The sequence below is a fragment of the Bdellovibrio sp. NC01 genome (assembly GCF_006874625.1).
In the GTDB taxonomy this organism is placed as follows: domain Bacteria; phylum Bdellovibrionota; class Bdellovibrionia; order Bdellovibrionales; family Bdellovibrionaceae; genus Bdellovibrio.
In genome coordinates, this window is the sequence record NZ_CP030034.1 from 3,010,153 (window position 1) to 3,026,189 (window position 16,037).

Genomic DNA, 16,037 nt, shown 5'->3' on the forward strand with positions numbered 1-16,037 from the left:
AATACCGAGTGCTAATTAGTCAGTGCGAGCGAAAGAATGTCACCGGTCCCATCGTGAAACAATCTCAGTGCCAAGGGCCGTTCTGAAAACGATTAAAACGAAGTCCTAACGGTTCTTCGTGGCACTGCCCTTGCCTTTATTCAAGTTGATACATTTTTTTATTTGGAGGATCCATGAAACGTCCGTCTGCTTATATCAGATTGTTTTCTGCGGGAGTTCTAGCAAGTGCTCTATTAGTAAGTGCAGTGCCACAACAAGCACGCGCCCTAAACTTGCCTTGGAAGAACGCACAAGCAGCAACTCAATCTCAACAAGTACAAACAATCGTGCTTGCAGTCGATGGTTTCAGCTACTTCGCATTCCAAGAAGCTCAACGCCAAGGTATGTTTAAGGAATTCACGAGCGCTGGCGCCCACGTAGCTCCATTCCCATCAATGACGGACTTATCATGGTCAACGATCACTCATACAGCAGAGCTTTTCGGAGCTGCCGGCCGTATCAAATCGGTTGAAGCAACATACTTTGATGAATCAAGCCAATCTGTACAAGGTGACCCACGCGATTATTATCGCCGCTTGGCTTTCCCGAAATATTACATGGGTGCGTTTGACGCTTTCTTCAATCCTTACGTTGAAGCCTTGATGTACTTCCCAACTGAAGAAGTTCCAAAATTAGAAGTGAAATCAGTTGTTGATGACTTAATCGCTGCAAAACCTAAAAAATTCCTGACTGGTTACGTGGGTGCGGTGGACTCGACAGCACATACACAAATCAACCGTCTTTACCCAGTTATCAAAACTCTTGATGCTGAAGTAAAACGCTTGATCAAATCATACAAAGAAAAAGGCCAAGACGTAGAGATCGTATTGGTATCTGACCACGGTAACATCGGTCGCTTCCAAGAAGGCAAAAAAGAACAAGAACTTGCAGGCGTTGACGTACAAAAAATCGTACAACGCGCAGGTTTGAACCCAGTTCAACAACTTAAAGATAACAAAGACGTCGCAATGCCACTACTTGCATTGGGTTCTTGGGCGCCAGTTTATTTGAAAGACAGAAAGAACATGCCGAACTTGATCAACGAGTTTGCAAAAGAAACTTGGTTCGATATGGCTGTTTATGTAAACCGCAACAACTCATCAGAAACTTTGATGACTGTTATTACATCTGACGGTGAAGCAAAAGTTCAATTCGATAAAAAGACAAACTTGTACTACTACTTCCCGACTAAAGGAAATCCACTTCGCATTGGAACAGCTCAACAGTCCACACAAGCTAAACCAGTGGCGATGAATGCAACACAAGCATTCGAAGCTTCGCAAAACACTCCGTATCCAGATGCGATCTACCGTATCGTAGAATCTGCTTCTGAAAGAAACTTCGACTTCCCAGACTTCATCTTAACTATCAAAGACGGTCACTACATTGAAAACTCTTTGGGTGCTTTCGCAAAAATGTACCGCACACACGGTTCATTGACGGCATCTTCATCATACGGCTTGTTGGCTTCAACAAAACGTAAAGTTCCAGGTCAAATCCGTTCAAAAGATATCATGTCATTTATCGGTGTAGATCCTAAAGATCTGTTCGCGGATTCTTTGAGCAAACATAAAGACACAGGTCGCGCAGCCCTTGATAAAGTTCTTGCGAACCAACGACAAGGTATCGAAACTGATGCAAAAGACCTTAGCCAAAAACGCATCTTCCGTCATATCTCGAAGTTCGTAGCTGATACTCGTCCTTACTTCCTCGTATCAGAAATGAAGAGCTTCATGGAAGCTTTTAAATTCGATCCATTCAAAGATCCATCAGGTCAAAGACTTTCACCAATGAGCTTTGACGTATCAAAATTCGATGTGACGACAATGATCTCTCCAGAAGACATTGGTTCAGTGACAGACGCAGTTTTGACTTCAGGTTCTGTAGAGAACCTAATGAAAGATCCACGCATCAACAAAGTAAAAGAAAAAGTGGGCATGCTTCAAGACACGAAGACAGCCGCTTTGGATATGCAACACGTTGACCTTAAAACAGGTGGCGGCATGCTTGACCAAGTGAAAGAGTACCTTCTTCCTGCAAAACGCGCAGTGATGAAAATGTACCAAATGCCATACCTTCTTGAAAATTCAATCGTAGTTCAGGAAAAACCATTCTTGCCTGAAACTCGCGATCTGAACTTCGCAAGACAATGGGTCACACAAAAAGAAGTTTCGGCTCAGTCATTCAAAGCATTGACGCAAGCTCCGAAAGGTCAATTGTCACAAGTACAAAACCTTTTGAAAGAAGCAATCAAAGAAGCTGATTTGGAAGGTCGTATCTATCCGACTCCATTGACGAAAATCTATAACCAAAAATTGGAAGACGTAACGATCGTTTACGTACCAGGTATTTACAACAGCATCTTCGATAAAGAGATCTTCAGCCTTGGTCTTGCTGCTTTGTCAGACGAAATGGGTCTTCGCGTAATCCAACCGCCAGTAGAAGCAACTTGTTCTTCTGACATCAACGGTGACGTGATCTTGGATTATATCCGTAAAGACTTCAAAGACAGACAAGCTCGTGGTCACGCAGCTCCACGCTATGTGTTCTTGAGCTACTCTAAAGGTGCAGTTGATACACTTTACGCATTCACGAAGAGCCCAAGCTTTGTATCAACATACGTAAAAGGTATGATTGCAGTAGCCGCTCCACTTCACGGTTCAAGCATCTTGAATACGACAGATCTTCCGTTCCAATTGGTATCAGCATTGTCTGAAAACCAAGGTCCAGAGATTTGCCAAACTGAAAAGACAGCAGCGAAATCTATCACGCCAACTGCGATGGATGCTTTCTGGAGAAAAAATGAAAGAGGTTTAACGGGTTTGACTCGTTACTTCTCTGTGACTTTCGAAAGCTCTCCTGAAGATTCACACATCTTCATGAAGGCGACAAAATTGATCGGTCAATTCGATGAAGACAACGACGGTGTTGTGACAGTATCTTCTTCGAAATTCCCGGCAGGCTTGAAAGCTGTTGATATGGGTACGATCCACGCCGATCACTTGGCAGGTATCTTGTCTTCACGCTTCAACCAAAAAGCATTCATGAAAGGTCTTGTAAGCTCTTTGTCAGAGTTGAACATCAACGACGACAAAAACAACTTTAACTGGAATACGCAAGTGATCTTGGGTGCAGCGAATGCTCACTACATTAAGAACAAAACGTATTACCGTATGAAAAAGCCAGGCATCATTGAACAAATCGGTATGGAACAAGATCACTTGGTAGAAATGATCCCTTACGGCAACTCTTTTGAATTGAATCGTCAGGTTCTTCCGAAAGTGAACGATCCAGCGGACAGTTATGAAGTAAAAACGAAATTGCCACAATCAGGCCTTCGTTATGATCCATACAATGTTCTTGATGTATCGAAATTGGGTGACGTAATGGCTGGTACAAAAGTGACTCCGGCGTCTCGTCAAAATATGCCAGAAGGTATCCGCATCGATTACAACCACGCGAACATGGTGCACTTCCGTATGGATCACCAGTTCAACTATGAATCTCGTTCACCAGGTGGACTTGATGACAACAAAGACTTCGGTTACATCACGTCAGAATTCAATGGCGAGAAAAACTGGGCTTTGATGAGAAGTAACAACAACTCGATCCGTATGACGACAATGGCTTACAGATTCTCTCCACTTGATTTCCCGAAAATGGATTTGAAGTTGGCAGTCACTAAAGACGTTGTGGGTGCAGATCCAGTTAAAGGTAAAACGGGTAAAGACGACTCTGCTTTCCAAGTGTGGTTCACGATCCGTGACGGTCGTGCGAATGGCGACAGAGCGACTTTGGATGCAAAAGCTGATAAAGTGTTCTTGTTCGGTTACTACTACGGTGGTGCAGTTCCTGGTGAAAACCGCAAAGCAGGCGACATCTTTGAAAACTGGTACTCGAACAAAAACGTTGTGGTTGCGACTCTTCCGTACGCAAAACAACTTTTGTTGAACAACCCAGATGCTTTGGGCAAAGCACAAGTTTACTCGCGCAACTTGGCGGAAGACTTGAAACGTGCATTCCCAGAGAAAAACATCGCAGACCTGGACATCGTTGCGATCACGATCCAACACGACTCGAACGATACAGCTTCTTCATCTGAAGCGTACTTCAAAGGCTTGGATTTCACTGCCCAATAATACCAGGCAGGCGTACCCCAGCGAAGCTGGAGTGAAAGCAAGGCAAAAAAAAGTCCGGTGAGAACCGGACTTTTTTTATTCTTTATTCGAATTTTCAGGGAACGTAGAGTGTCCCGCACCTTTCAGTGGGAACATCTGGAAAGAAAGTTGAAAGACTTCGCTTTCCTCGCCTGCTTCAGCCGTGAACGACGTGATAAACTTAATCACAGCTTCACGGAAATAGTTCTTCGCTTCTGCCATACGTGACGGGTTGAAAGACATGAACTGTGCCCAATACTCTTTTTCAGAGTGTTGGTACAAAGGACCACGCTCCACAGATAAATCAATCGCATCCATCACGACTTGTTCAGTACCAATTCTTTTACGACCACTTGGATCTTCTTTTGGTGCTTTATAAGTCTGCGCAAGCTTACGATACTTCCCGTCCTCAAGACCTAACAAACCAAGCTCTGTCAAAGTTTCTAAAGCTCGTTGTGTGGTCGCCAAAGGCAGACCAAAGTATTTCGCTACACTTTCAGGAGTTCCGTCATAGTGGGCCGTTTCAAAGAAAGTAAGAATCGCCATGTGATACCAAGTCGAGATTTGGTGGAAAGTATCTTCCTCCATTTGCAACTCGGAGTTCGTCACGTGTTTGCGTGCTTGCTTTGCTTTATCAACTTCTGATTTGAATTCTTGCTGGAGGTGCAGGGCGCGTTCCCGAGAACAATCAAGATGGGCGAGAATTTTATCAGCCACAAAAACAGTTAAGGCTCTTTTACCGGACAATATTTCAGACAGATTCGATGCTTCGATTTCGAGTGAACGTGCAAAAGCTCTCAAAGAATAACGAGGATTTTTTTCCTGTCTTGCTTGGAAAGTTTTTTTCATTTCCTCGACGATAATCGCCTCTGTCTTGGTGATCGCTCGTCTCATAGTGCTCGAAGTATTCCAGATACACTTATGTGAGTAAAGCAAAATCAATTAACTTTCGCGTTAGCCGCATCCATTGCCAATCTCGCGACGATTACGATACAATAGTGCGATGTTCATCAATATCTCTCCGTTAAAAAAATATCGCGATTATCGTCTTCTGTTTTTTGGTCAAATGATTTCATTCTTAGGCAGCATGGTCAGTTACGTCGCCATTCCTTATCAAGTGTATGAACTCACTAAGGATAACTGGCTTGTTGGCATGTTAGGAATAGTGCAATTACTTCCAGTTTTGATCTTCGGAATCCTGGGTGGGACCTTTGCAGATCGTTTGGATCGCCGTAAGCTTCTGGTGTTCTCAGAAATACTTTTGAGTATTCTCATCTTTGGTTTGTTCTTGAACGCCTGTCAGGAAAAGCCTTCCGTGCCGGTGATATTTGTTCTAATTGCGTTGTTCCAAGCCGTGCTGGGCTTCCATCGTCCCGCAATGGATGCTTTGACTCAGAAAATCGTGGAACCACAAGATTATGCAGCGGTTGGTGCGCTGGGAAGCTTCCGTTACTCTGCGGGCGCGATTGTGGGACCTGCACTGGGTGGCTTGTTGATTTCCACTTTCGGAGTCAAAGGGGCCTTTTGTTTTGATTTTGTTAGTTTTGTGGCGGCATTCATCGCGTTGATCATGATGAACAGAATTCCACAGCCAGAAAAGAGCGAGCGCAGCGCCGTCGAAGATGCAAAAGCAGGTTTGCGTTATGCCCTTTCAAAACCGGAACTTGTTGGCACATATTTAATCGACATCGTTGCCATGGTCTTTGCCTTCCCGGTCGCACTGTTCCCCGCCATGTCTGAATCTTGGGGAGGAGCAAAAGCCGCAGGATTTTTATTCTCGGCCATGGCGGTCGGTTCATTGGTCATGACACTCTTTAGTGGCTGGACAGGAAAAGTTTCGCATCATGGAAGAGCGGTCGTCATCGCTGCAGGCTTCTGGGCAGTGTTCATCATTGGCGTTGGTTACGCACCGAATTTATGGATTGCTGTCGTGTTCTTGGGCCTGGCGGGAGCCGCCGATATGATGAGTGGACTTTTCCGCGGCATTATCTGGAATGAAACAGTTCCGAACGAAATGCGCGGTCGATTGTCAGGAATCGAAATGATTTCTTATATGTCTGGACCTCTGCTGGGGAATGCTCGCGCGGGATGGATGGCTGCAAAATACTCAGTTCCTTTAAGCATTAGCTGGGGTGGAGTTATCTGCGTAATAGCTGTCATTGGTACTGCTTTATGCCTTCCGAAATTCTGGAAATACCGTAGCTCTTTGTAGGAATACAAGGGGCTTCATTCTTTAAAACCTCTTCGCCCAAGCTATAATAATAGTAACGAGGAGGTGCCTCATGGCAGAAAATGAACGCATCAATTCAATCGTGCCGCCGTTCACACAACCGACTAAAGGCGACGCCATCGAAAATAAACTGGATGAGAGCAACATCCTTGTCGACAAAGATCAAACCGAGCCTGCGAATGTGAAATCCACAGTCGAACGCTTCAATCTGACTGACACAGCCTTTGAACCCCTTGAAGATCTGCCTGGCGATTTCATGCGCGGCGAAGTTGACGTTAAAGATCAGATGGACCTTGCAGCAAGCGCGATGGATTCATCACTGCGTGGACTACAAAATCAAAGCGACGAAGACTCGCCACGTGGCGAACTGGGGGCGTCTTTCCGCGATACTCCCGGTGGCATTGAAGAAGTCGCGCAGAAAACAGACGAGTATCTGGCAACGCATGGTCTTAGAAAAAAACGTCGCCAGTTGAAAGGCTTTTAGTTGTAGCTCGACAAGTTGGCAGCAACATTTCATTGCACCTGCAGAGTTTTATTCTTTCGTGAACAGTTTCGGAATAGTTTCAGATTTCACGAAAGGAACTTATGAAATATCTTTTACTATTCCCTGCTCTTTTTCTTTGTGGACTTGCGCACGCGGAAAATATTTCTGATCTTCGCAAAGCCGCTTATGAAAATCTATCAAGCTGTGGTCAAGCTGTAACGTCTGATGATTCATTCTTAGCAGCCAGTCTTTCTGACATCGGTCCTCACCAAGGTCGTTGGGCCTTAGTAAATTTGCAGACTAAAGAACAAAGCCTGTTTCCAGCGAATGACACCATTGTCGATATTAAACTTCAAGACGGAAAAGCCTTCATCTTAACAGAAACAACTTTTGAAGCTTGGGATCTGAAAAACAAAACACAGCTTTACTCTTACGCAAGTCACCCCGAGGTCGGCACTGGATCTAAATGGTCAAAGAAAGCGACCGGCTTTGTTTTCCGTGCGGGTAAAGCCCTGATCGCTCACGGTGTGCTTGGATTTTCATTATTGAATCCTGAAACGGGCGTGGTTGAAAAGACGATCGCACTACCAACTGTCTCTTCAGCGCAAGACATTACCTTAATTGAAGAGAAAAAAGCGTTGGTCGCGGTTGATAACGCTGACGAGGCCGAGTTCCGCGGTCTTTACGTTTTAGATTTAAGTTCTTTGGATATCGTAAAACAAATCAAAATCGATAACGCTTACCCTTTAAGTATTCGCTCTTTGCCAGGAAACCGCTTGATGATTGGCTATTTGAATGCGATCTGGAAATTCGACCTGGCAGCGGCTTTGAAAGGACAAGAAGCAAATCCAAATCGTCGTAGCTGGAAATTCCCAGGCCTGTTTGACGTCGATATGCGCGGCAAAGTTTTTTATGATAACGATAACTTGTATTCCTGCTTTGGCGTCTTTCAAGATGGCTCTGGCGCGATAACGAGCAGAAAAAATACTCCCCTCGCATTTAAGCTTTCTGATCTTAAACTGAACTAAAACCTATCTTTTGCCATCTTACATCAACGACAAAGGGCCTGTTTATTACCTGGGGCTCTCTGTCGTTGGTCTTTGTTTGATATCCTTAGATCTTAGGAGTCAAAAAAATCCGAGTCCCACGACATAAATTACGACAGCTGATGATGAACTCGCTCAACAAAAATCATAATGAACAAATACATTGTTTCTTTGTGTTTCGCGTTTCTTGCTCTGACAGGTTGCAGCCGTTTGGATATCGCCTTTAAATGGGCTGACACTTACATCGCCTCTAAAGTCGATGACTATTTCGATATTTCATCACAACAAAGTAAAGACCTTAAAAAAGACATTCAAAAAGATCTTGCCGCGATTCGTGCGGAAGTTTTACCGACATGGATTGATCGCCTTAAAGAGATTCAAAAAGAAGTCGACGCTGGTCCTTTAAATGAACAGCGTGTGGGATTTTATTTTTCGTTGTTTATGAAGGACATCGAAACTATCAATGCCCGTTTTTCAAATACCGCTGTCGATTTCATCGCGACAACTAATTCTTCGCAATTAAGCTTCTTTGATAAAGCATTTAAAAGCAAAAATTCGGAAGACATGGACAAGGCTCGCAACCTTAGCAAGCTGCAAAAAGAGTATCGCAATAAATATAACGACTACTTCGAGATGTTTTTGGGCTATTTGACTAAAGAACAAAAAGCGATGATCGAAGACAGTGTGAACACGTCACCGTTTCCGCTTGAACTTAAAATTCGCAATAAAGAGTTTGTGTACAATAAGTTCTTAAAAGAAAAAGGCTCCGCAGAGACGATGAAGGCCTTCGTGAAGGACTATTACACTCACCCTGCCCAATACGATATGCCCGAATTCCAAACGGCGTTCTTAAGCTATCAAAAGAATTTGCAGACATTGGTTGTAAAAGTTCTGGCTAGCATGAACGAAGAACAAAAAAAGAATCTTCGTTCCAGCTTAAATGAAAAAACAGCACAGCTAGAGATGCTTGCAAAACGCGGTTAAAGCGTTTGCAAGTATTGAATAAGATTTTTCTTATCTTCAACGGTAAAGATCTCTTTGCCGTTTTCTAAGAAGATTCCTTCGTCGTGGCCCGCATTACTCATACCACGTTTACGAGTGTCGTAATAGAAATCAGCTTCGCGCCATGACTGTGGCGTCTTCTGTCCCAACGGATAACCATTACATTCGAAATCAAAATCAGCGTTTGGATCTTTTGCTTCACCAGCATAGTAAGCAGTTGGACGTTGTTTACTGTTCGTCAGAACTGCGCACAGGCTTGGGACCGAGTTGTTATGCATGTACGGCCAACGTGCCCAAATACCCACAAGTGGTGGCGGCACATAACCTTCTTGCGCTTGAATGACGATGCCATTTTTTTGTGAAATCGAAAGACGATTTAATTGCTCTAACGACTTCATCCCTAAACGACGGTACGGATCTGTGCCGACATCTTCAACGGGTGTATTACGACGAGGAATGACTTTCGTTGTACGAAGTTGCATTTCTTTCGGCCAAGTCTCTGAGCCAGGCAAGCTCCAGGCTTTTTCATAAAGGCCATGACAGCGGGCACAGCTTTGCTTGAATGCTTGCTCGCCCAGTTTTGCGCGCCCGATATCGATTTTTTCCGCTGGAAAGAAATCCGTAATATGTGGCGCTTCCGAAGAAAACACGGCGGCTGTCAACTCATCAACCACTTGTTGATTTTGTGCGAGCCAATTTTCCAAAACTTTAAGATCTGCACCGCGACCGATTTCATTCCAAATGATATTTGTGAAAATAGGATTTCCCGAAATCACACTGCCGTCGGATAGCCAGCGATTTTTGTATTTCACATTCCACCACACTGCAGGTTTTGAATCCGCAGGATAATCGTCCAAGATAGGATCTTTACGTGGATTTTTTTGCGCTAAAGGAGACGGCGTTGCATAAGCGTCAGTGCTTCTGCGATTTAAGGACAACGACACTTGCGCCAGTGAAGTATCAAGACCCAACACGATAGGATCTTTGACTTCAACGCGATCTAAGTTGCGAACCGCTTCATCCATCAAGGCTGCTTCTGCCGCAGTTGCATTCGTCCAATGCTGAAAGAACCACGAGTTGTAATAGCCCGTGATCTTTTTCGCTTTCACAAAAAATTCATTCGCACGAGGAAAACGATTCGTTAAGCCTAAAACTCTTTTACCAAATAATTCAGAGGCATGACAAGCGGCACATGAAAACGTGAAGCCTGTGGCACCGGCCCTATCAATCTCACCGTAACCCATGCGTGTTTGGGGACGACGATTGTCGGGATAAGGAACGGCGTAAACACCTTGGTCTGTTTCTTTAGGATAAGTGTGCAAACCTAAGCGCGCCAAAAAGCCATCGAAACTTGTAAAGCCTGTGACGTTTCGGATGACCTTGTTTAAAAGCTCTTTCAAAGGATTCCACGAACGATCTTCAATGAAGTTACGCACCGGTTGTACTGGCGGCAGAACTCCGGTCACAGTCACTGGATAGATTTGCGCATGAATTTTTCCAGCATCGCGATAAGCTTCAAACTCGCCTTGCGGAAGATTTAGAATGTTTGCGCGACCATCTTCAGGCACGCGCGCTGATGTCGTCCAATCCGCTTGGGCAAAGGCTTTTGAGGACAATGAGAAAATAAAAACTGTAAGCAAAATGGCAAATCTGCAAGACATGCCTGAAAGCTAGCCACAATCTTACGGAGTAGCAATTTTAATAGAGCAAAGACCGTTTGCGTCAACTAACTCAAACCCACCAGGTGCGCGACTTTCGAGACAAGTTTCGGGCTTGAGAACGGCTTGCCGAAGAATTCATTAAAGCCGTTGCCCAGTGCCTTTTGCTCACTCTCTTTATCCGTAAAGGCTGTCACTGCGATCATGGGGGTTTGCGTGCCCAACGACGTTCTGCCGGCACGAACCTTACGGGCAAGTGAAAAGCCATCTTCTTCAGGCATACTTAAATCTGAAACCACAAGGTCGAACGGAAAGAGTTGCGCCAAACGAAGAGCTTCATTCACCGAATCCGCTTTTTCCACTTTCGCACCATTTTTTTTCAAAATAGTTTCAACGAGTGCGCGCGAATCATCATCGTCATCAACGACAAGAATTTTTGCGCCTGTCAGAGGATGAACTCTTTCCGTTGAGTTTTTCGCGTACATAGAAAGTGCTTCCGCTGTTTTTTCTTTATTAAGATCAATCAGAGGAATCGAGAATTCCAAAGTGGCTCCTTTATCCACGCCAGGACTTGACGCTTTAATTTTTCCACCGTGTGCTTCAACGAGATATTTTGTGATAGAAAGTCCCAAGCCTAAACCTCCGTGGTGACGAGTCACTGATTCATCCGCTTGCTTAAAACGATCAAAAATAACATCCATGAACTCTGGAGAAATCCCTTCTCCATGATCTTCAACTTTCACAAGAACGCCCGGCCCTGATTTTTGAATTTTTACAAAGATCTGACCGTCATCTTTAGAAAACTTAATCGCATTGGTTAATAGATTCGCAAATACTTGGCGTAAGCGATTTGCGTCGCCCAACACCAAAGCTGATGGCATCTGCGATAGGAACTCGATCTCGACGCGTTTTTTCTGGGCATCAAAGTGCACGCTTTGAATCGCCTCTTTCGCGACGGCGACTAGATCCGTCGGTTTTAAATCCAAAGCAAGACGTCCCACCATCATCCGCGAGGTATCCAAAAGATCGTCGACGATATGCGCTTGGTTGCGCGCATTGCGTGCGATGGTCTCTAGTCCCCGTTGAGTTTCACGATCATCGCTTTGTTCTTCGGTTAACATTTCTGACCAACCTAAAATCGAATTCAATGGAGTGCGCAATTCGTGTGACACCGTCATCAGAAAATTGTCTTTCGCTTTATTGGCCTGATCCAGCTGATCAATTTGTGCTTTCAGATTTTTGACGAGCTCGACATTTTCCATCGCCACTGAAACAGTATCAGCCAAGGCCTGCAACATCTCGCGCTCTTCGGAAGTGGGCGTGTATTCTTTTGCCCAGTAAACGCCGATCGCGCCGATAGGATTTTCTTTACGAATAGGAAACATCGCTAGGCTTTTTACGAATGTGGGTTTGTACGCTTCAAGAGGAATGCGCGAGTCTTTGTAAATATCCGGAATGACAACCGACTGCTTGTGAGTCATCGACCAGCCACTCACACATGAATCCATTGGAAACTTTTGTCCCTTCCATAAGGGACTTATCGCATCTTCATCCGCGTAAAAGCAGAATCCGTTATCACGAAGCACGAAGGTCGCACCATCTGCGTGTACCAAGTCGCGAGCAGAGCTGCGCACCAAGGTCATTATTTCTTCGATGCTTTTCACAGCAGAGAGATCTTGAATAACGCTAACGAGTCTTTTCATTTCAGCGCGTGCCATAGAATCCTCGGGAACATTGAAAAAAGTCTTAAACTAAAATCGACGATTACTACTTTCACCTCTTTATTATAGTCCCCATTTGTACCGATCTTCTATGATCTCCCTTAGATTTCACCGAAATTTTACAACGTACTCTTGGTGCGAATTTTCACCACTTTGCCTGGAAATTGAATTATCTCGCAAGGCGGCTCTGCTTCTGCATTTCATATTCACAAAAATAATCAAATGTTTAGCAAGAGAGGTCGTTTCTTACTCGGCTTCACAAGCTTGCCTCCATATTTTCTCGAGAGGAAATTTTAAGATTTCGTTCGTATGCGTTTTAACAAATCGCGATCGTGAATCTGCTCGTAAGAAAATTCGTTTCACATGAAATGAATTTTCTCATGAAAGCAAAATTGCTTGTAAGCCTTGAGTCCCGCACTGGACAAGCATTTTAACAAAGGCCTTTTCTGGTCTTTTTTTTCGGCCGCGATGGGTGTCTTATGAAGATGTAGCTGAGGAGGATCTTATGAACAAACAAACTGTCAGCGGTGACTGGAAGATTCTCAAAGGCAAAATCAAAACGGCTTGGGGAAAATTAACCGATGACGATATTGATTCTGCAGAAGGTAACTTGAACGAGCTCGAAGGCAAAATTCAAAAAGCCTACGGCTTAACAAAGGAAGAGGCGACAAAAAAATTTAATGAATTTAGAAATAGTTTGAGTGACAGAAGTAATCCAGGAGAGGAAGAAATTAATAGAACTAGTTATTCTAGTGATGTTAACCAACCATCTCCGCGAGAACGAGACACTCATCATTGAGGTATAACGGATGAAATAGAAAACAAAGGCTCAATTTTACGATGATAGAAATATTAGAGTGAAGTAACGAACCATTTGTACTTTTTCAAAAGTAATATCTCTACGAGAACTGCCCACTTACGAGTGAAGCAGCGATCAAATTAGGAGAGCCCATTTATGGACTCTCCTAATCTTTTTTTTAGAATGTGAATTGTAGTGGCGCAAGATGTCTGACTGATTCCGGTGCGGAAACTTCAACCACCTTTACAATCCCCGTTGCTGATGGTTGTTTGTCAATGCATTTGCCTCGGGTTCCAAGAGTACCGAAATCTCTTGAGCTTTGATAAATTTCAGTACCAACTGGATATCCAACAACTTGATAATAGCGCATCAGCCCAGGGTCCTCCGTTTGCGATGCGAACACACGTCCAACAAAATACGGATCTGCTTCGTCGCCCCTTCCTGTAAATGCGTCGCCAGTGCAATTAGGCCCCGTATAAACCACGGTTGAACTCGAGCCCGTAGGTTTGCCAGTTTTTACGTTATAAAAAACATATTGTCCGTTGGGCAATGCAATCAAAGCGGCGCTGTCAGAGCTGAATCTTTGATATTGCACGAGAACACCAATGAGTCTTGCTCCATCACGCAAAGATAACCGTTGTCCTTCTCCATCCACCCCATCGCGGCCATTAATACCATTTATTCCACTTGCTCCAGTAAGACCTACGACACCTTGTGAACCCGTATCACCCTTATCTCCTTTGGGTCCGCGTAAATCCACTAAGCTCCACTCGCCTTCTTTACAAACGAAGAATTGATTTTGGCTTGCATCGTAAGCAACAGATCCTTCTTTACCGTTAGAGCAGCTCTCGCTCGATACATTTGCAGCTTCCACCGTTGTTAGCTGAGATGAAGTCGCCTGCTTGCTTGCAGCTTCTGTTGAACTTTCCTTTGCAGAATCTAAGCACCCCATCAAGCTTGCACAGATCGAACTTACTAAGAGTGTATTTTTGCTGTTCACAACCACCTCCCGTTCTAAATTAGAACGCGTTTATCATTCTAACATTTTGAGCGAATGGGAAAACTCTGAACGACACTCTGTCGTAAACTGTGGAAATAACGAAGCTATTCGGTCTCAATTCCACGCGTTTTATATTCGAGTAGCGTAGAAACAACACTTTGCTATAAAGGACCCAACAAAAATCAGATCCCAAATATTCAAAATTAGACACTCCCACCCAGGGCCCACGCTCGCCAATGACGCGCCGATTTAGTTGACCGGGAATAGATTGGTTCCTAAGATCAGCGCTTTAACAGGAGAAAAGGCAATGACTAAAAAGCCATTCATGAACTTCACGATCGATCATACGACGATGTTGTTTCACCCTAATCTTTACCGTCTTTCTTACGTAGTTTTCCGTATTATCTTCGGCACAACTCCAGACGATTTGTTGTACGAAAAAAAGCGTAAAGGTCAAAACGGCGAAAAAGACGTTTCGATGACATATGCGACTCGCGTGGGCACATGGGAACCAAAAGAGCGCGATCCACTTCCAACGATTTTCGCAATCGTTCAACCTTCTGAACCTGCAAATCAACCTTCACACGTTCGTGAAATGTTGGATGGTCACAGCAATGTGGCGCACGTTCAGCATTTGGCTTTGCGTACTCCAGACTTGCTTGGTTTCTACGAACACTGCCTAGAGCGCGGTGTGCAATTCGTGACTCCGATCTTGAAAGACGATCACGAAAATTTGATTCAAGTTTTCTCTGGTGAGTGGTTCTTGCCGGGCGGAAAATCTTCTGGCTTCTTCTTCGAGTTCTTGCAACGCGATCCAAGCGATAAAGAACTAGAAATTATCCAAAAGGCTAACAAACAAACTTGGTTCCGTGATGAAACATTCTTGGGTCTTTACGCTGAAAAAGAGCGTGAATATCAATCAGGCAAAGTTCGTTCATTCTTGTCTGAAGAGTTGTTCAACGCGATCATCGCAAAATTGGGCGACAAACAAGTTTACGAAATCACTGAAGACGATTTGGCAGCGATCGAAAAACTAATGATCGAAACAACTGCAAAAGCGAAAGCAGCAAAAGCTTAGTAAATAAAAAAGGGAGGCTCCAACCTCCCTTTTCTTTTTGAAGAGTTAGTTTTTACTCTCCCCTTCATCATCGTTATCAAATTTCAAATCTATAAAATCTAAGAGCGATTGTTTTTCATCCACCTGTGCGGTCGGTAACGGCGGACTGACACGGTATAAAATGCGATGCTGTCTTTTCACGACGTAATTGGAAGGACGATCAATTCTGAAGCGACGTGGATTCGGTAAGACCGCCGCGACTAAGGACGCTTGTGATGCGGAAATATTTTTCGCACTCTTTTTAAAGTATCTTTGCGAAGCGGCTTCCACCCCGTAAACGCCAGGGCCCATTTCGATCACGTTCAGATAAACTTCCATGATGCGCTCTTTAGGCCAAACTGCTTCAATCAAGACTGTGAAGTAAGCTTCAAGTCCTTTGCGAACCCAGTCCCGTGACGGCCACAAGAAGACATTCTTCGCCGTTTGCTGAGATATGGTGCTGGCACCTTTCACTTTTTTGTGGGTCTTGTTGTACTTCATCGCTTTTTCGATGGCATCGAAGTCAAAACCGTTGTGTTCAAAAAAGCGGGCGTCTTCCGCTTTCAAGACAGCCTTTTGCATGGACGGAGAAATTTCAGATAAAGGCACCCACTCTTTTTCAATGCCGACAAGACTGCCGCTAAAGACAGATTGTGCTGAACGAATAAGCATCAGTGGAGTAACGAAGACTGGGACAAATCGGTAAAACAGAACAGATCCGACACTGCCGATCACGAAGACCAAAGAGGCAGTTAAAAAGAAGCGAACTAAACGGATCCAAAGAGGTTTCATGGCCTGTTTTTAA

The 16,037-nt window shown here is 44.3% G+C and carries 12 protein-coding genes; 7 read left to right on the forward strand and 5 right to left on the reverse strand.

From position 1 onward, the window contains the following. Nucleotides 1-173 precede the first annotated feature (173 nt). Nucleotides 174-4,178 (forward strand): alkaline phosphatase family protein, encoded by a 4,005-nt coding sequence (locus DOE51_RS14350; RefSeq protein WP_142697238.1) that lies wholly within the window; start codon nt 174-176, stop codon nt 4,176-4,178. 75 nt (nt 4,179-4,253) lie between these two features. On the opposite strand, the gene DOE51_RS14355 is transcribed toward DOE51_RS14350, so the two are convergent. Next, nucleotides 4,254-5,090, reverse strand: coding sequence for a TIGR02147 family protein (locus DOE51_RS14355; protein WP_142697239.1), 837 nt, complete (start codon nt 5,088-5,090; stop codon nt 4,254-4,256). A 109-nt stretch (nt 5,091-5,199) separates the two neighbouring features. Between DOE51_RS14355 and DOE51_RS14360 the strand changes: the two genes are divergently transcribed. The 4 genes from DOE51_RS14360 to DOE51_RS14375 all read left to right on the forward strand — a co-directional run bounded on the left by DOE51_RS14360 (nt 5,200) and on the right by DOE51_RS14375 (nt 8,940). Then, complete coding sequence (locus DOE51_RS14360; RefSeq protein WP_142697240.1) at nt 5,200-6,408, forward strand: MFS transporter; 1,209 nt, start codon at nt 5,200-5,202, stop codon at nt 6,406-6,408. Between the two features lie 70 nt (nt 6,409-6,478). After that, nucleotides 6,479-6,910, forward strand: coding sequence for a hypothetical protein (locus DOE51_RS14365; protein WP_142697241.1), 432 nt, complete (start codon nt 6,479-6,481; stop codon nt 6,908-6,910). Between the two features lie 101 nt (nt 6,911-7,011). Next, complete coding sequence (locus DOE51_RS14370; protein WP_142697242.1) at nt 7,012-7,938, forward strand: hypothetical protein; 927 nt, start codon at nt 7,012-7,014, stop codon at nt 7,936-7,938. A gap of 168 nt (nt 7,939-8,106) precedes the next feature. Continuing rightward, nucleotides 8,107-8,940: a DUF6279 family lipoprotein gene (locus tag DOE51_RS14375; RefSeq protein WP_142697243.1), complete on the forward strand. Its 834-nt coding sequence runs from the start codon at nt 8,107-8,109 to the stop codon at nt 8,938-8,940. Here the strand turns inward: DOE51_RS14375 and DOE51_RS14380 are convergent. Together DOE51_RS14380 and DOE51_RS14385 are read right to left on the reverse strand one after the other, a co-directional pair. Then, a complete protein-coding gene (locus tag DOE51_RS14380) occupies nt 8,937-10,574 on the reverse strand; it encodes a hypothetical protein (RefSeq protein WP_246845103.1) in 1,638 nt (545 codons plus the stop codon). The two genes, DOE51_RS14375 and DOE51_RS14380, sit on opposite strands and share 4 nt — an antisense overlap. Before the next feature lie 110 nt (nt 10,575-10,684). Beyond that, the gene (locus DOE51_RS14385; protein WP_142697245.1) at nt 10,685-12,334 is read right to left on the reverse strand and encodes a GAF domain-containing hybrid sensor histidine kinase/response regulator; all 1,650 of its coding nucleotides are present in this window, start codon (nt 12,332-12,334) and stop codon (nt 10,685-10,687) included. Between the two features lie 508 nt (nt 12,335-12,842). On the opposite strand from DOE51_RS14385, the gene DOE51_RS19460 reads away from it, so the two are divergent. Beyond that, on the forward strand, nt 12,843-13,136 hold the full coding sequence (locus DOE51_RS19460; protein ID WP_142697246.1) for a CsbD family protein: 294 nt from the start codon (nt 12,843-12,845) through the stop codon (nt 13,134-13,136). Between the two features lie 178 nt (nt 13,137-13,314). Here DOE51_RS19460 and DOE51_RS14395 read toward each other — a convergent pair whose 3' ends face one another. Beyond that, on the reverse strand, nt 13,315-14,136 hold the full coding sequence (locus tag DOE51_RS14395) for a hypothetical protein (protein ID WP_142697247.1): 822 nt from the start codon (nt 14,134-14,136) through the stop codon (nt 13,315-13,317). A gap of 307 nt (nt 14,137-14,443) precedes the next feature. On the opposite strand from DOE51_RS14395, the gene DOE51_RS14400 reads away from it, so the two are divergent. Then, a complete protein-coding gene (locus tag DOE51_RS14400) occupies nt 14,444-15,214 on the forward strand; it encodes a hypothetical protein (RefSeq protein ID WP_142697248.1) in 771 nt (256 codons plus the stop codon). Between the two features lie 45 nt (nt 15,215-15,259). Here DOE51_RS14400 and mtgA read toward each other — a convergent pair whose 3' ends face one another. Further along, nucleotides 15,260-16,024 (reverse strand): monofunctional biosynthetic peptidoglycan transglycosylase, encoded by a 765-nt coding sequence (gene mtgA, locus DOE51_RS14405; RefSeq protein ID WP_142697249.1) that lies wholly within the window; start codon nt 16,022-16,024, stop codon nt 15,260-15,262. Between the last annotated feature and the right edge of the window lie 13 nt (nt 16,025-16,037).

Coding starts and splice junctions, on each gene's coding strand:
- mtgA (WP_142697249.1), bottom strand. CDS start 16,024: ATGAAACCTCTTTGGATCCGTTTAGTTCGCTTCTTTTTAACTGCCTCT.
- DOE51_RS14350 (WP_142697238.1), top strand. CDS start 174: ATGAAACGTCCGTCTGCTTATATCAGATTGTTTTCTGCGGGAGTTCTA.
- DOE51_RS14375 (WP_142697243.1), top strand. CDS start 8,107: ATGAACAAATACATTGTTTCTTTGTGTTTCGCGTTTCTTGCTCTGACA.
- DOE51_RS14355 (WP_142697239.1), bottom strand. CDS start 5,090: ATGAGACGAGCGATCACCAAGACAGAGGCGATTATCGTCGAGGAAATG.
- DOE51_RS14370 (WP_142697242.1), top strand. CDS start 7,012: ATGAAATATCTTTTACTATTCCCTGCTCTTTTTCTTTGTGGACTTGCG.
- DOE51_RS14365 (WP_142697241.1), top strand. CDS start 6,479: ATGGCAGAAAATGAACGCATCAATTCAATCGTGCCGCCGTTCACACAA.
- DOE51_RS14385 (WP_142697245.1), bottom strand. CDS start 12,334: ATGGCACGCGCTGAAATGAAAAGACTCGTTAGCGTTATTCAAGATCTC.
- DOE51_RS19460 (WP_142697246.1), top strand. CDS start 12,843: ATGAACAAACAAACTGTCAGCGGTGACTGGAAGATTCTCAAAGGCAAA.
- DOE51_RS14400 (WP_142697248.1), top strand. CDS start 14,444: ATGACTAAAAAGCCATTCATGAACTTCACGATCGATCATACGACGATG.
- DOE51_RS14360 (WP_142697240.1), top strand. CDS start 5,200: ATGTTCATCAATATCTCTCCGTTAAAAAAATATCGCGATTATCGTCTT.